Annotated in this window: 11 protein-coding genes; 6 read left to right on the top strand and 5 right to left on the bottom strand. The window is 66.3% G+C overall.

The genetic code is table 11. From position 1 onward, the window contains the following. Window positions 1-181 precede the first annotated feature (181 nt). Window positions 182-616 (bottom strand): response regulator, encoded by a 435-nt coding sequence (locus tag V6W80_RS11525; RefSeq protein WP_231893085.1) that lies wholly within the window; start codon window positions 614-616, stop codon window positions 182-184. Between the two features lie 235 nt (window positions 617-851). On the opposite strand from V6W80_RS11525, the gene V6W80_RS11520 reads away from it, so the two are divergent. After that, a complete protein-coding gene (locus tag V6W80_RS11520; RefSeq protein WP_017640548.1) occupies window positions 852-1,046 on the top strand; it encodes a hypothetical protein in 195 nt (64 codons plus the stop codon). Window positions 1,047-1,112: 66 nt separating this feature from the next. Here V6W80_RS11520 and V6W80_RS11515 read toward each other — a convergent pair whose 3' ends face one another. Together V6W80_RS11515 and V6W80_RS11510 are read right to left on the bottom strand one after the other, a co-directional pair. Beyond that, window positions 1,113-2,321, bottom strand: a complete 1,209-nt coding sequence (locus tag V6W80_RS11515) for an MFS transporter (RefSeq protein ID WP_338547218.1) — start codon at window positions 2,319-2,321, stop codon at window positions 1,113-1,115. Beyond that, window positions 2,318-3,526, bottom strand: coding sequence for an MFS transporter (locus V6W80_RS11510; RefSeq protein WP_338547216.1), 1,209 nt, complete (start codon window positions 3,524-3,526; stop codon window positions 2,318-2,320). The genes V6W80_RS11515 and V6W80_RS11510 overlap by 4 nt, the downstream gene beginning before the upstream one ends. A gap of 64 nt (window positions 3,527-3,590) precedes the next feature. Here V6W80_RS11510 and V6W80_RS11505 point away from each other — a divergent pair, with 64 nt between their 5' ends. Then, complete coding sequence (locus V6W80_RS11505) at window positions 3,591-4,070, top strand: DUF192 domain-containing protein (RefSeq protein WP_338547214.1); 480 nt, start codon at window positions 3,591-3,593, stop codon at window positions 4,068-4,070. A 242-nt stretch (window positions 4,071-4,312) separates the two neighbouring features. Here the strand turns inward: V6W80_RS11505 and V6W80_RS11500 are convergent, their stop codons facing one another. Continuing rightward, window positions 4,313-5,668, bottom strand: coding sequence for a substrate-binding domain-containing protein (locus V6W80_RS11500; RefSeq protein ID WP_338547213.1), 1,356 nt, complete (start codon window positions 5,666-5,668; stop codon window positions 4,313-4,315). Between the two features lie 70 nt (window positions 5,669-5,738). Then, window positions 5,739-6,551: an exodeoxyribonuclease III gene (gene xthA, locus V6W80_RS11495; protein ID WP_017640553.1), complete on the bottom strand. Its 813-nt coding sequence runs from the start codon at window positions 6,549-6,551 to the stop codon at window positions 5,739-5,741. Window positions 6,552-6,726: 175 nt separating this feature from the next. Between xthA and V6W80_RS11490 the strand changes: the two genes are divergently transcribed. From V6W80_RS11490 to V6W80_RS11475, 4 genes are all read left to right on the top strand, one after another. Next, entirely contained in the window at window positions 6,727-8,403 is a 1,677-nt protein-coding gene (locus tag V6W80_RS11490; protein ID WP_338547411.1) for an autotransporter assembly complex protein TamA, read from the top strand. Continuing rightward, window positions 8,400-12,092, top strand: a complete 3,693-nt coding sequence (locus tag V6W80_RS11485) for a translocation/assembly module TamB domain-containing protein (protein ID WP_338547210.1) — start codon at window positions 8,400-8,402, stop codon at window positions 12,090-12,092. Before V6W80_RS11490 ends, V6W80_RS11485 begins: the two co-directional genes overlap by 4 nt. Before the next feature lie 79 nt (window positions 12,093-12,171). Further along, window positions 12,172-12,672: a thiol peroxidase gene (tpx, locus tag V6W80_RS11480; RefSeq protein ID WP_338547209.1), complete on the top strand. Its 501-nt coding sequence runs from the start codon at window positions 12,172-12,174 to the stop codon at window positions 12,670-12,672. A gap of 159 nt (window positions 12,673-12,831) precedes the next feature. After that, window positions 12,832-14,067: an MdtA/MuxA family multidrug efflux RND transporter periplasmic adaptor subunit gene (locus V6W80_RS11475; RefSeq protein WP_257706027.1), complete on the top strand. Its 1,236-nt coding sequence runs from the start codon at window positions 12,832-12,834 to the stop codon at window positions 14,065-14,067. The last annotated feature ends 7 nt before the right edge of the window (window positions 14,068-14,074 follow it).

The raw sequence follows: 14,074 nt of genomic DNA, 5'->3' as shown, positions 1-14,074 counted from the left end.
GCTTGGACAGGGCGTTCCGGTCGGATGGGCAGAGCTCCAGCGGGCAGGGTCGATGGGCAGCGACGGTGCGCGGCGGCCTGGCTGGGCTGCGGTAAAGGCGGGCGGCGCCCGACATGCCGCCTATTGTGGCATAGCTGCGAGGTGGTTTGTACGGGGCAGGCGGCGGCTGGCTGTCGCTGGACTAACTGGCGGCGGGGCCGGGGAAGTCTGGCCGGGGTACCACCTTCCAGACGGCCTCGGTCAGTTGATCCAGCGTCCACGGCTTGTGCAGGAAGGGCACCCCGGACGGGATGTCATTTCTCAAGCCGGCGTAGCCGGACATCAAGACGAAGGGCACCGCGGGCCAACGCTCGCTGACGATCTTGGCCAGTTGCACGCCATCGATCACGCCGGGCATCCGCACGTTCGACACCACGACGTTCACCTGCTGCCAGTGCAGCTCCAGAAATTGCAGGGCGGCGTCGGCGGTGCCAAAGGTTTCCACATGGAAGCCTTCCTGCTTGAGCACCTCGCGTACCAGGGCTTGCAGCAGCAGCTCGTCTTCCGAAACGACCGCGAGCAGATTCGCGGGGCTGGCAGAGCGGGTCGGGGTATCCATAGGCAGGCAATCCGGCATGGGAGGATCCCTGGAGTCTAGTCAGGCGCAGGCCAGGCTGCTGGCCAATGGCCCGAAAAGACTGGCGATTACTCGGGGTATGGACTTGCCAACCGGGACGGCGTCTCCGCCCGAAGGCTCTGGCAAGGCACTGACGCCGCTGGCGAATGGGGCGACGTGCGGTAGGCGCCAGGGTGAAACATCTGGCGTCGTCGACCAACTAAAGCTTGAGACCGAACGGCACAGGAGCCACGGCATGATCCTTTCTCTTTCTCCCGCGCCCGACACCACCGCTCCGCTGGCCCTCTGGCTGGGCGGCGATCAGGCACCCCTCAACGACTCCGACATGGCCGATGAAGAGATCGATACCGAGATCCCTGACGAGGTGGTCGAGAATCTTACCGAACCGGCCAAGCCGCCCGCACCGATTCCGGATCCCGGCCCATTGTAGAGATCACAGGGGGCAGCAGCCTGGGCGCTCCCGATCCAGGGCTTCGCCCTCGACCAATGCGGCCATTCAGGTCTTGATCGGGTCTTTGCTCTCGCGCAGCGCTCGATGATAGAGCAGGGCACTCAGACCCAGGCCCGCCAGGGCCATGAGACCGGCAAAGAGGAAGATGGCGCTGAAGCCGAAGCCGTTGGCGATGGCGCCGGCGAGAGGGCCGGTGATCCCCAGCGCCAGATCCAGGCACAGCGAGTAGGCGCCCAGCGCCGCGCTGCGATTGGTTGGCGGTACCTTGACGATGGCCTCCACGCCCAAGGCCGGATAGACCAGCGAGAGTCCGAAACCCGCCATGGCCGCGCCCACCAACGCCATCTGTGGGGTGACCGCCAGCCAAAGCAGCAGCAACCCTAGGGTCTCCACGCTGAAACAGGCCAGGGCGACGCGGAAGCCGCCGAGTGTGTTGATGGTGCCGGCGAACAGCAGCCGCGCGCAGATGAAGGCTGCACCGAAGGCGGTCAGGCAGAAGGCTGCGTTGGGCCAGCCGTTGCTCGCGTAGTAGAGCGTGACAAAGGTGGCGATAGCGCCGAAGCCGATGGAGCTGAGCAACAGGCAGAGGCCGAAGGGGCTGATTCGCCAGAACACCTTGTGAAAGGGCAGCCGCTCGCCTGGAATCACCGGCGCCGGCTCCTTGTTCCAGGCCAGGGCCAGACCCAGGGCACCGAGCAGGGCGATGGCCACGCCTAGGCTCCAGAGCCCTAGGCCCGCTACCATGGCCACGCCCAGGGGCGCGCCCAGAGCCAGGGCGCCATAGGCGGCGATGCCGTTCCAGGAGATCACCTTGCTCACGTGCTGCATGCCGACGCTGCCCATGCCCCAACTCAGGCAGCCGGTACCGATCATGGCCTGGGACATGCCGAGGATGACCCGGCCGACGATCAGCAGGCCCAGGCTGAGACCTGGCACGCTCTGCAGCGAGGTGGCCAGTAGGGTCAACACGCCGCAGGCGACGCAGCCGAACAGCCCGTAGATCACCCCACGCTTGGCGCCGATGCTGTCGGCCAGCTTGCCGGCGAGGGGGCGGGTGAAGAGGGTGGCGAGGTACTGGATACTGATTGCCAGTCCGGCGATGACCGACCCATAGCCGAGATCGTCGTGCACGTAGCCCGGCAGGATCGCCAGTGGCAGGCCGATCGCCAGGAACAGCAGAAAGCTGAAGATGACGATGGAAACGATGCGCAGCGTGATGGCGAGCGAAGGGGCGGGCGGGGCGGTCGTAGTCATGGCTGCTCTCGAGAGGACTCGTCGAAACGGCAGAGGAGGCGAACGCTGAGGGCCAGGCCTGCCAGCGCGGCCAGGGCCGCGCAGAGAAAGCTGGCGGCATAGCCGAAATGAGTGGCCACGGCGCCGATTAGGGGGCCGGTCACCGCCAGCGAAAGGTCGATGAACACCGAATAGCCGGCCAGGGCGGCACCGCGGTTCGAGGCCGGAACCCGCTGGACCGCTTCCACGGCCAGCGCAGGAAACACCAGTGAGAAGCCGATTCCGGTGAGGGCGGCGCCCACCAGGGCGGTGGTCATGCTGGGGGCCAGCCAGAGGATGACCAGGCCCACGGCTTCCACCGCCAGGCTGACGATGGCGACGCGAAAGCCGCCGTGGCGATTGATGGCGTTGGCGCAGACCAGGCGTACACCGATGAAGAAACAGCCGAATACCGTCAGGCACAGGGCCGCGCCACTCCAGCCCTGACTGGCGTAATAGAGAGTGATGAAGGTCGCCAGGGTGCCGAAGCCGATGCCACCCAGCGCCAGGCCCAGGCCGAAGGGCAATACCCGGCCCAGCACCGTGGTGAAGGGCAGGCGTTCGCCGCGCACCGGAACGATGGGCGGGCGGGGCTTGGCGATTCGATAGCCCAGCGCCGCCAGACCGATGATGCTGGCGCCCAAGCTCCACAGTCCCAGGCTGTCCACCAACACCACGCCAAGGGGGGCGCCTATGGCCAGGGCACCGTAGCTGGCGACGCCGTTCCAGGAGATCACCTTGGCGGTGTTGGCCGGGCCGACCCGGCCAATCGCCCAGGAGATGGCACCGGTACCCGAGAGGCTTTCGGCGCAGCCCAGCACCAGTCGGCCGAGCAACAGGGCACCAAGGCTGACCCAGGGCCAGGCTTGCAAGAGTACCGAGGCCAGCATCAGCACGCCGCTGAGACCGCAGCCGAGCATGCCATAGAGCACCGACTGCTTGGCGCCCACGGTGTCGATGATGCGTCCGGCATGGGAGCGCGAGAACAGGGTCGCCAGGTACTGACTGCTGATCACCAGGCCGGCGATGATGGAGTTGAAGCCCAGCTGGTCGTGCACGAAGCCCGGCAGCACGGCCAGGGGGATGCCGATGGTAAGGTAGGCGATAAAGGTAAAGAGGACCGTACCCAAGGTAATGCGGGTGGCCAGAGCGGGTGAGGGTGCAGGCGGTAGGCTGGCGGTCGACATCGGACTCGAGAGGTTGTCTGACAATGTGGGATAGATTGCTTTCGCCTGGCAAAGGTCACATGCGATGACATTTTTTATCCAGGGTCGAGACGGAGCGAAACGGGCGCTGGGCCCTGGTCGGAGCGGCCTGCTGCTGGCCGCACTGGCGGCTATGCCCACCTGGGCGGCACAGCGCATCGAGCTGCGGATCGGCGACCAGCGCCTCGCTGTAGAAGTGGCAACGACTCCAGCCCAGCGGGCCCAGGGACTCATGGGGCGACCGCCATTGGCAGCCCACGAAGGCATGCTGTTCGTCTTTGCCGGGGATGACGAACGCTGCCTGTGGATGCGCGATACCCCCAGCGCGCTAGCCGCCGCCTTCATCGATGCCGGCGGCAAGATCCTCAATACCGTCGAAATGCAGCCGCTGACCGATACCCGCCACTGCTCCCGGGCCCCGGCGCGCTATGCCCTGGAAACCCAGGCTGGCTGGTTTTCGACGCGGGGGATTCGCGCGGGCGAGCGTCTGCAAGGGCTGGAGAAGGTGGCGCCTGCCTCCCGATAGTCCCGCTTGTCCTCACCCCGCTATCGCAAAAATTCATGGAAATATCCGTTCTAAATCAAAAAGTTGGATGCGATTTTTGATTTAGATTCTAGACGTATGTTGAGAAAGTACTTTAAGTCTTGATCGGGATGACTATCGCTATCGATAGTGGCACCTGGGGTGCCTGGCACGAACCCGAACAGCATTGCGGGAGACGTTCCCGTGTTGCCCCAAGTCGCTTCCTGGAAAGGCCCGACCGGTCCCTATTGAATCCACGCCTCAACCCGCCGATTCTTTACCCGGCCGTTGGCTGACAGCCCTGCGACAGGCAGTTGGTCGCCAAGGGAGAGCAGCTCACCAGCGAAGGCTTGCTGGTGGCGCAGCGCCGTGGCGACCGCGGTGGCGCGCAGACGGGCCAGCAGCGCCGCCCGTGCCGGATCCTCGGTGGCGTCGTTGAAGCCCACCAGGATCAGCTGCCGATGGGCGTTTTCCGGCCGGCGCATGAAGGCGGCCAGGCGCTCGACATCGCGCAGTGCCTTGTTATCCAGGCGCGCGCTGCCGGCGGTGAAGCGGAAATTCACCGTAAGGCGCTGGGCGCGGCGAGCCAGCTCCAGATAGGCGGGTGGCATGCCACGGGTATCGCTGATGGTCAGGGGTTCGATGCGCTGGGCGACGAAGCCGCTTTGTTGCACCACCGCCTGGCCGGCAGGGGTCTGGCTGAACTCCAGCAGACTGCGCGCCCAGTCCGAGCGCTGGGCGGGCGAGCCATAGAGGAAGAGTCGCCGGGCGAGTGGATAGTCCTCGGTGGCGATGCTGGCTTCGCTGGGTGCTATGGCGCGGCCTTCACCGTCACGCAGGGCGAGCTTTGGCGCCTTGACGGCAGCCGCCAGGCTGGTGAAACCGATGCCCCCAGGATCGGCAGCCACCTGCTGCGCCAATTCTTCATTGGACTCGAAGCGCTTGGCGGCCGTACTCAGGCGTTTGCCGGCAGGATTCAGCACCAGCTCGCGAAAGGTGTCGTAGGTGCCCGATCGATCATCCCGCGCATAGATCCGGATCGGCCCGGACGGGCCGCCTAGTTGCTGCCAATCGGTGACATCGCCAGCGAAGACCTGCGCCAATTGCTGGAGATCGAGCTCTCGCAGGGGATTGGCGGGATGCACGATGATCGCCAGGCCATCCAGCCCGATCACGTACTCCGCGTCCTTGCTGCCCATGTCACCCAGATTGGCCAGGGCGCTGACTTCATTGTCCTTGATGGGCCGGGAGGCCGCGGCGAGATCCGTGGTGCCCGCGGCCAGGGCGTTGAAGCCGGTGCTGGAGCCATGGGCGGCGATCTGTATGGCCACGGCACTGCCATTCGGCGCCCGGGCCACCAGCTGCCATTCGTCCATCACGGTGGCAGGTATCACCTGTGGATCCCGATAGCCGCGCTCGGCGAGCAGGGCCGCGACCAAGCGCGGGCCCAGGTTCGCGTTGATCGTGTTGGAGCCTTGCAGGCGCAGAATGACAGTGGTGGGTTCGCCGGCCAGAAGGGGCGAAGGCAGCAGGGGCAGCAAGGTCGCGAGCACCGCTCGCCGCAGGAAGGCGCGGCGGAATACCGGGGCAGAGCCGTTCATGGAATAGGCCTCGAGCCTGAGACGAGGCCGCCACCTTAGGCAGGCCACATGACGCCGATGTGACAGCACCTCAGGTCAATTCTAGCCAGATCGGCGCGTGGTCGGAGGGCTTCTCCATGCCGCGGATCTCATAGTCAATGCCGGCCGAGACGATCCGTTCGCGCAGCACCCGAGACGCGAGGATGGTATCGATGCGCAGGCCGCGCTTGGGTTCGTCCTCGAAGCCGCGGCTGCGATAGGGGAACCAGCTGAACCTGTCGTCGACGTCCGGATGCAGCTGGCGATAGCTGTCGATCAGGCCCCAGTCCAGCAGTCGCTGCATCCATTCGCGTTCTTCCGGCTGGAAACTGCAGGCGCCCGTGCGCAGCCAGCGCTTGGCGTTGACCGCACCTATGCCGATGTCGTGGTCCTGGGCGGAGATATTGAAATCCCCCATGAGCAGCAAGGGCGTGTCCGGCGTGAAACGCTCTTCAAGTAGATTCTGAAGATCCGCGTAGAACTTCCTCTTGCCAGGGAATTTTGTTGGGTGAGCGATATTCTCCCCTTGGGGAAAATAGCCGTTCATGACCACCAGTGGCTGACCCTTTCGGTCGGCGAAGACGCCATAGATGAATCTCTTTTGCGACTCTTCACCATCGCCGGGAAAACCCCTGTGCAATTCCAGCGGCGCCAGGCGCGACAGCAGGGCCACTCCGTAGTGGCCCTTCTGGCCGTGATAGTGCACGTGGTAACCCAGGGCCTCGACTTCCTCGCGCGGGAACTGATCGTCCGAGACCTTGGTTTCCTGCAGGCCGATCACATCCGGATCATAGCGTTCGATGATGGCGGAAAGTTGATGAGGTCTTGCGCGTAAGCCGTTGATATTGAAGCAGACTATCTTCATGAAGCTGTCCTGGAAAATGGATGGCCCTAGCCTAGCAGAAAGCCTCCTGTCGCAGCGGCGACCTGGCGAACCCTGGCCACTCCTGTTTGTCTCACAGCGCAACGCCCGTTAGCATCTCCGTATGACTAAGAACGCTCTACGCTGCGCCCTGATTGGAGTTTGTTGTCTGCACGGCATGGCCTGGGCGGCACCGGCCGAGGTCAGCGTTCGCGTCCGACCGGCCAACAACCCCCTGCGAGACAACATCCAGGCCTATATCGGCTCGGTGGAAGGGCGCGATGTCGCCGGGCTGCAGCGCCTGCGTCCGGCGACGGAACGGCAGGCCGAGCAGGCGGCTCAGGCGCTCGGCTACTACCACGCGCAGATCGAGACTCGGGTAGAGAGTGGCGAGACACCGCGGCTGGTCGTCGAGGTGCGACCCGGCGAGCCGATCAAGCTGCGTAACGTGGATATCCGCATCGAGGGGCCAGCGCGGCGATTGCGGGCCTTTCAGCGGCCGATTCCGGCCGGCTTGAAGCCAGGCCAGCCGCTGAACCAGGGACTCTATGAAGATGCCAAGAGCCTGATCCAGAATCAGGCGCAGCGGTATGGCTTCTTTCGCGGCACCTTTACCCAGCACCAGCTGCGGATCGATCCCGCCACTGGCTTCGCCGACATCGCCCTGGTGTTCGACAGCGGGCCGCGCTTCGTCCTTGGCAACGTGTCCTTCGAAGGGGATGCCCCTTTCGATCCCGATCTGCTGCAGCGTATGGTGCCCTTCGCCCAGGGCACGCCCTACGATTCCGAGCTGATCGCCGATTTCCAGAGCAACCTGCTGGCCAGCGGCTTCTTCGATGGCGCCCGGCTCGACACCTATCCCAAGCAGGAAGGTGCCGCCGAGGTGCCGGTGACGGTCACGCTGCGGACTCGCAAGCCACGGACCTTCGGTTTCGGCCCCGGCTATTCCACCGATGTCGGTCCACGGCTGAGATTCACCTGGGAGAACCATTGGCTCAACCCCCAGGGCCACAGCCTGGGTGCGGAGGCGGAGCTGTCGGCGCCACGCCAGAGCATTGCCACCTGGTACGACATTCCCGGGCAGGACCCGATCAATGACAAGTTCCGCTTCGCCGGCGGCTACCAGTACGAGCAGATCGCCGACGACGATTCCCTCAGCCAGTTGCTGACCGTGGGTCCCGAGTGGCATCGCAAGTTTCCCAATGGCTGGGAGCGGGTGCTCTCGCTCAAGTGGCGCAACGAAAGTTATCGCCTGGGCAATGACGAAGGCACCTCCAACCTGGTGATGCCGGGGGTCGATTTCTCACTGTTGCGCAGTGACAACCGCATCGATCCCAATCGCGGCTACCGCCTGCAATTCGGCGTCTCGGCGGCGAAGGAGGGGCTGCTCTCCGACGCCAACATGATTCACGCCACGGCGCTGGCCCGCGGGTTGATCACCGTGGGCGACGGCCATCGCTTCCTCGGACGCCTGCAATTGGGCGGCAACCTCACCAATGGCTACAACAAGATCCCGCCGTCGCTGCGCTTCTTCGCCGGTGGCGATCAGAGCGTTCGCGGCTACGACTACCAGACCCTGTCACCGGAAAACGACGAGGGCGACTATGTCGGCGGTCGCTACCTGGTGGCCGGCGGTATGGAGTACCAGTATCCCCTGCGCGACAAATGGCGCCTGGCGACCTTTATCGATCAGGGCAGCGCCTTCAACGACCTCAACAACTACGAACTCAAGACCAGCGTCGGCGTGGGCGTGCGCTGGGTCTCGCCAGTCGGGCCGATCCGCGTCGACTTGGCCCACGGCCTCGACGAACCCGGCGGCATCCGCCTGCACTTTTCCATAGGACCTGAGCTGTGAAGTCGGTAGGTGGTGTCATCCTTGGCGTGCTGGCGACCCTGCTCGGTGGGCTGATCCTGTTGCTGGCCCTGGTCCTGGGCAACGCCGGCATCGGCCGCCTGGTGCTGGAGCGGGTGCCGGGTCTGACCCTGACCGAGTTTCAGGGGCGCCTGGGTGGCCATTGGCAGGCTCGGCAGCTGGTCTGGGAGGGGGGCGCCACCCGGGTAACGGTCGAGGCCCCCGAATTCGCCTGGCGACCCGGCTGCCTGCTCAGGCTGCAGCTGTGCATCGATACCCTGGTCGCCTCGCGCATCGCCATTGACCAGGCCCCCAGCAACGAGCCCCAGCCGGAAAGCAGCGGGCCGATCCAGCTACCCCGCCTGGGCCTGCCGGTCGGTATTCAGCTGGGCGAGGTGCGGATCGGTGAGATCCGCTACAACGGCGCCGAGCAGGCCCGCGACCTGGAACTCCAGGCCCGCTGGCAGGCTGATGGCATCGCCATTGAGCGAATGGCCGGCATCGCCCATGGCATCACCCTCGATACCCATGGCCAGCTGCAGCCGAATGGCGACTGGCCGCTGCAGCTGCAGGGCACCCTCGGCCTGCCTGCGCCGGAGGCCGCGCCCTGGTCACTGGCGCTCAAGCTGGAGGGCGAGCTGCAGCAGACCCTGCGCCTGGAGGCCGACAGCAGCGGCTATCTGCCCGGACGCTTGACCGGCACGGTGCAGCCGCTGGTGGACAACGTCCCGGCCGATCTGCAATTGGTGGCCGATGGCTTCAAGGCGGCCGCCAGCCTGCCCGATACCCTGCGGCTGAACGACCTCAAGCTGACCGCGCGAGGCGATCTGGCTGCGGGCTACGCCCTGGTCGGCCACGCGAAACTGCCGGGCGAGGGTGGTCCGGTGGACCTGAATCTGGAGGGCCGCGTCGATGCTAAGGGCGCGCGGGTCGCGGCCTTGCGCCTGCAGGCCGCGCCCGAGCAGCGCGTGGCGCTGGCCGGCCAGGTCGACTGGCAGCAGGGGCTCGCCGCCGACGCCACCCTGGATTGGCGCGACTTCCCCTGGCGCCGGCTGTATCCCATGGCGGAGCCCCCGGTGAGCCTGCAGCGTCTGCAGGGCGAGGTGGCCTATAGAGACGGTGCCTATTTGGGCAATCTCAAGGCCGCGGCCACCGGTCCGGCCGGTGCCTTCACCCTGGCCACCCCCTTCAGTGGCGATACCACCCAGCTCAATCTGCCCTCGCTGGATCTCCAGGCCGGCCAGGGGCGGGCGCAGGGCAAGGTCAACCTGGGCTTCGCCGACGGCGTGAGCTGGCAGGTGGCCCTCGATCTGAGTCGCCTGGATCCGGCCTTCTGGGTCGCCCAGCTGCCCGGCAGCCTGGCCGGTCCGCTGCGCAGTTCCGGTGCCTTCAAGGATGGCCGCCTGCAGCTGGATGCCGATCTGGACCTCAAGGGACGGCTGCGCAACCAGCCGGCCGTACTGGCCGCCAAGGCCAAGGGCGCTGGCGAGCAATGGCAGGTCTCGCAGGTGGACATCCGCCTGGGTGACAACCGCATCCAGGGGCAGGGCGCGCTCGATCAACGGCTGCAGGGCCAGCTGCAACTGGATTTGCGGCGCCTCGGCCAACTCTGGCCCGATCTGTCCGGCAGCGCCCAGGGCCGCCTGGATCTGGCCGGCACCCTTAAGGCGCCGGCTGGTCAGCTGCGTCTCGACGGGCGCCAGCTCGCCTATGCCGACAACCGCATGAGCAGCCTGGGGCTGGCGGCCACTCTGGACGATCGCCAGCGCGGCAAGCTGGACCTGACCGCCCAAGGCCTGCAGGCGGCCGGACGCGATTTTGGCGTCTTACGCCTGCAGGGGCAGGGCGATCGCCGCCAGCAGCAGGCCGAGCTGTCGCTCAAGGGGCCCCAGCTCAACCTGGCGCTCGCGGCCGGCGGTACCCTGGCCGACAACGGCGACTGGAAGGGCCAGCTGGCCCGCGGCTCGGTTGCCGCCAGCGGCCAGAACTGGACCCTACAAAGCCCCGCGCGCATCGAACGCCTGGCCAACGGGCGCCTGGAACTGGGCCGGCATTGCTGGCGGTCCGGCGCGGCCAGCCTTTGCGGCGACGATCAGCAGCTACTGCCCGACACCCGTCTCGCCTGGCACCTGCGCGCCTTCCCGCTCGCCAGTCTGCAACCGCTGCTGCCCCCGGAACTGGCCTGGCAGGGCACCCTCGATGGCGACGTCGACCTGCGCCTGCCCAAGGCCGGACCCGATGGCGAGATCCGTCTCCAGGCCGGCCGTGGCAGCCTCAGGTTGCGCGACGCCGCGGGCCAGTGGCAGACCTTCAGCTACGACAGCCTGGACGTCACCAGCGCCCTGAAACCGCAGCAGGTGGACACCCAGGTGCGCCTGACCAGTGCCGACCTCGGCCGGCTCGACGTCCAGGCCCGGTTGGACCCTCGCGATCCGAATCAGGCCCTGGCCGGTCGCTTCCAGTTGCAGGGCCTGAATCTGGCTCTCGGCAAGGCCTTCGTCGAGGGCATCGAACATCTCGAAGGCAAGATCAACGGCGCCGGCGAGCTGGGCGGAACCCTGCTGCAACCGCGGGTCAACGGCCAGATCCAGCTCAGCGGCGGCGACATCGGCGGCGGCAGCGTGCCGACGCGCCTGCAGGACCTCGGCCTGACCGCCCGTATCCAGGGCGACACCGTCTTGCTCGACGGCGGCTGGCGCAGCGGCACCCAGGGGCGCGGCCAGATCCGGGGCAGCGTCGGCTGGGCCAATGGCCTGGACGTCGACGTAGCGGTCACCGGCGACAAGCTTCCCGTCAACGTCGAGCCCTATGCGCAGCTGGAAGTGGCGCCCAATCTCAAGATCCTCATGCAGAACGGCCGCCTGGCCCTGGCCGGTGAGGTCCGGGTGCCGCGTGGGCGCATCCAGGTGCAGCAGCTGCCGCCGTCCACGGTCAAGGTGTCGGACGATGCCGTCATCGTCGGCCAGGAGGCCCCGGCCAGGCAGCAGGCCATGCAGATCGCCATGGACGTCGATGTGCTGGTCGGTTCCGACAAGCTCACCTTCGACGCCTTTGGCCTGTCCGCGGAAATCGTCGGCAAGGTCCACATCGGCGACAACCTCGACACCCGCGGCGAGCTGAACCTGCGCAACGGCCGCTACAACGCCTATGGTCAGCGCCTGACCATGAGGCGCGCTCGGCTGTTCTTCCAGGGGCCTATCGCCCAGCCCTATATCGATGTGGAAGCCGTACGGGTGGTGCAGGAGCAGAATGTCACCGCGGGATTGCGGCTCTCGGGCTTCGCCCAGCAGCCGCGTATCGAAGTGTTCTCCGAGCCGAGCATGAGCCAGGAGCAGGCGCTGGCCTACCTGGTGCTGGGGCGGCCGCTGTCCAGCGGCAGCGAAGGCGACAACAACGTGCTCGGCCAGGCGGCGCTGGCATTGGGCCTGGCCGGCAGTTCCGGCACCGCCGGTGCCCTGGCGCAGCGCTTGGGCATCCAGAACTTCCAGCTGGATACCGCTGGATCGGGGGACAAGACCAGCGTGGTGGCCTCGGGAAATCTGACCGATCGCTTGTCGGTGCGCTATGGGGTAGGGGTGTTCGATTCGGCCAATACCGTCGCCCTGCGCTACCAGCTCACCCGCCGGCTCTATCTCGAGATCGCCAGCGGTCTGGCCAATTCCCTGGATTTCTTCTATCGCCGCGATTTTTGAAGCAGGGGCGCGTAACGCTTTGATCGGGTGCGGAAAACGTGTTTACTCCCTGTCCCGTCTCATGAGAAAGGAGCTGTTCATGGCAACCGTCAATCTGCGTGGCAACCCGGTCGAGGTGCAGGGCAACCTGCCGCAGCCTGGCCAACAGGCCCCGGCCTTCAGCCTGGTCAATGGCGATCTGCAGGACATCACCCTGGCCAGCCTCGCCGGCAAGCGCAAGGTGCTCAACATCTTCCCCAGCGTCGACACCCCGACCTGCGCCACCTCGGTGCGCAAGTTCAACAGCGAAGTCGACAAGCTGGATAACACCCTGGTGCTGTGCATCTCCGCCGACCTGCCGTTCGCCCAGAAGCGCTTCTGTGGCGCCGAAGGCCTGGAAAGGGTCATGAACCTCTCCACCCTGCGCGGTGCCGAATTCCTGCAGGCTTATGGCGTCGCCCTGGCCAGCGGTCCGCTGCAAGGCCTGGCCGCTCGTGCCGTGGTGGTACTGGACGAACAGGACAGGGTGCTGCACAGCGAACTGGTGCCCGAGATCGGTCAGGAGCCGGACTACGCGGCTGCGCTCGCCGTCCTCGGCTGATCGCCGGCAACCCACCGCGCCACGCGGTGGGCGCTTCGAAACGGGCAGGCGCCTTTTGTGTCTGCCCGTTTTGCTTTAGGTAAAATCGCAGTAAAGGGGCTGGTTAGCCGTCTCGCTACTGCTTATCTTCCGCCTTCCCCAGCGTGTACGTATTCTCCGATGTCCGACTCTTCGCCTAGCTCTTCCTCCCGTCGCCGACTGGTCTGGCTGCTCGTTCTCGTGGTGCTGGTGGCCGCGGGTGGCTGGTATTGGTATCACCAGCACGGCCAGAAGAGCGAGGCCGCGGCCGGCAAGGGGGCTCGTTCGCCCTTCGGCATGACCGGCCCGACCCCGGTGCGGGTGGTGGCGGTGGAGCAGCGCAGCTTTCCCATCGTGCGCCGGTCCATCGGTACGGTGACCGCGCTCAATACCGTGAACGTGCGCACCCGGGTCGCCGGCGAACTGGTGCGGGTGGCCTTCGAGGAAGGCCAGAAGGTCAAGGCCGGCGAGCTGCTGGCCACCATAGACCCACGCCCCTATGAGGTGGCGCTGCAGCAGGCCGAGGGCACCCTGCAGCAGAATCAGGCGCAGCTGCGCAACGCCGAGCTGGACCTCAAGCGCTACCAGGGGCTGTTCCGCGAGGACAGCATCGCCAGGCAGACGCTGGATACCCAGGAGGCCCTGGTCAACCAGTACCGCGGTACCCTCAAGAACAGCCAGGCAGCGGTGGCCGATGCCAAGCTGAATCTGGCCTTCACCCAGATAAAGGCGCCCATCGCCGGCCGTGTCGGCCTGCGTCAGCTGGATGGGGGCAATCTGCTGTCCGCCAACGACAGCACCGTGGTCGCCGTCATCACCCAGACCCAGCCGATCTCGGTGGTCTTCACCCTGCCGGAAAGCCAGCTCGGCGAGTTGCTCAAGCGCGCCCGCGCCGGTCAGACCCTGCCGGTCGAAGCCTGGGATCGCGGCGGTTCGCGCAAGGTCGCCGACGGTACCCTGCAGAGCTTCGACAACCAGATCGATACGGCCACTGGCACCCTCAAGTTTCGCGCGCGCTTCGCCAATGGCGACGAGGCGCTGTTCCCCAATCAGTTCGTCACCGTGCGGGTGCGCGAACAGGTGCTGGATCAGGCCCTGGTGGTGCCTTCCGCGGCTATCCAGTTCGGCTCCAATGGCACCTTCGCCTACGTGGTGGGGCCCGACAACAAGATCCAGGTCCGCAGCCTCAAGCTGGGGCCGGATGACGGCAGTCTGACCGTGGTCACCGAAGGCTTGGCCGCCGGTGACCGGGTGGTGACCGAGGGCACCGATCGCCTGCGCGAGGGCAACGAGGTGGAGGTGGTCACCGGGGCTTCGGCGGCGCCCAGCGAACCGGCCAAGCCGGCGGTACGCAAGCCCGGCAAGACCCAGGGCTGATCGGCCG

The organism is Pseudomonas benzopyrenica, assembly GCF_036884265.1.
GTDB classification, from domain to species: Bacteria; Pseudomonadota; Gammaproteobacteria; order Pseudomonadales; family Pseudomonadaceae; genus Chryseomonas; species Chryseomonas benzopyrenica.
The sequence above is the reverse complement of the archived record's forward strand: the minus strand, read 5'-3'. Positions and strand labels throughout refer to the sequence as shown.

Bases quoted from the DNA above. Each gene is read 5' to 3' on its own strand.
- V6W80_RS11525 (WP_231893085.1), bottom strand. From the start codon at position 616: ATGCCGGATTGCCTGCCTATGGATACCCCGACCCGCTCTGCCAGCCCC.
- V6W80_RS11520 (WP_017640548.1), top strand. From the start codon at position 852: ATGATCCTTTCTCTTTCTCCCGCGCCCGACACCACCGCTCCGCTGGCC.
- V6W80_RS11515 (WP_338547218.1), bottom strand. From the start codon at position 2,321: ATGACTACGACCGCCCCGCCCGCCCCTTCGCTCGCCATCACGCTGCGC.
- V6W80_RS11510 (WP_338547216.1), bottom strand. From the start codon at position 3,526: ATGTCGACCGCCAGCCTACCGCCTGCACCCTCACCCGCTCTGGCCACC.
- V6W80_RS11505 (WP_338547214.1), top strand. From the start codon at position 3,591: ATGACATTTTTTATCCAGGGTCGAGACGGAGCGAAACGGGCGCTGGGC.
- V6W80_RS11500 (WP_338547213.1), bottom strand. From the start codon at position 5,668: ATGAACGGCTCTGCCCCGGTATTCCGCCGCGCCTTCCTGCGGCGAGCG.
- xthA (WP_017640553.1), bottom strand. From the start codon at position 6,551: ATGAAGATAGTCTGCTTCAATATCAACGGCTTACGCGCAAGACCTCAT.
- V6W80_RS11490 (WP_338547411.1), top strand. From the start codon at position 6,727: ATGGCCTGGGCGGCACCGGCCGAGGTCAGCGTTCGCGTCCGACCGGCC.
- tpx (WP_338547209.1), top strand. From the start codon at position 12,172: ATGGCAACCGTCAATCTGCGTGGCAACCCGGTCGAGGTGCAGGGCAAC.
- V6W80_RS11475 (WP_257706027.1), top strand. From the start codon at position 12,832: ATGTCCGACTCTTCGCCTAGCTCTTCCTCCCGTCGCCGACTGGTCTGG.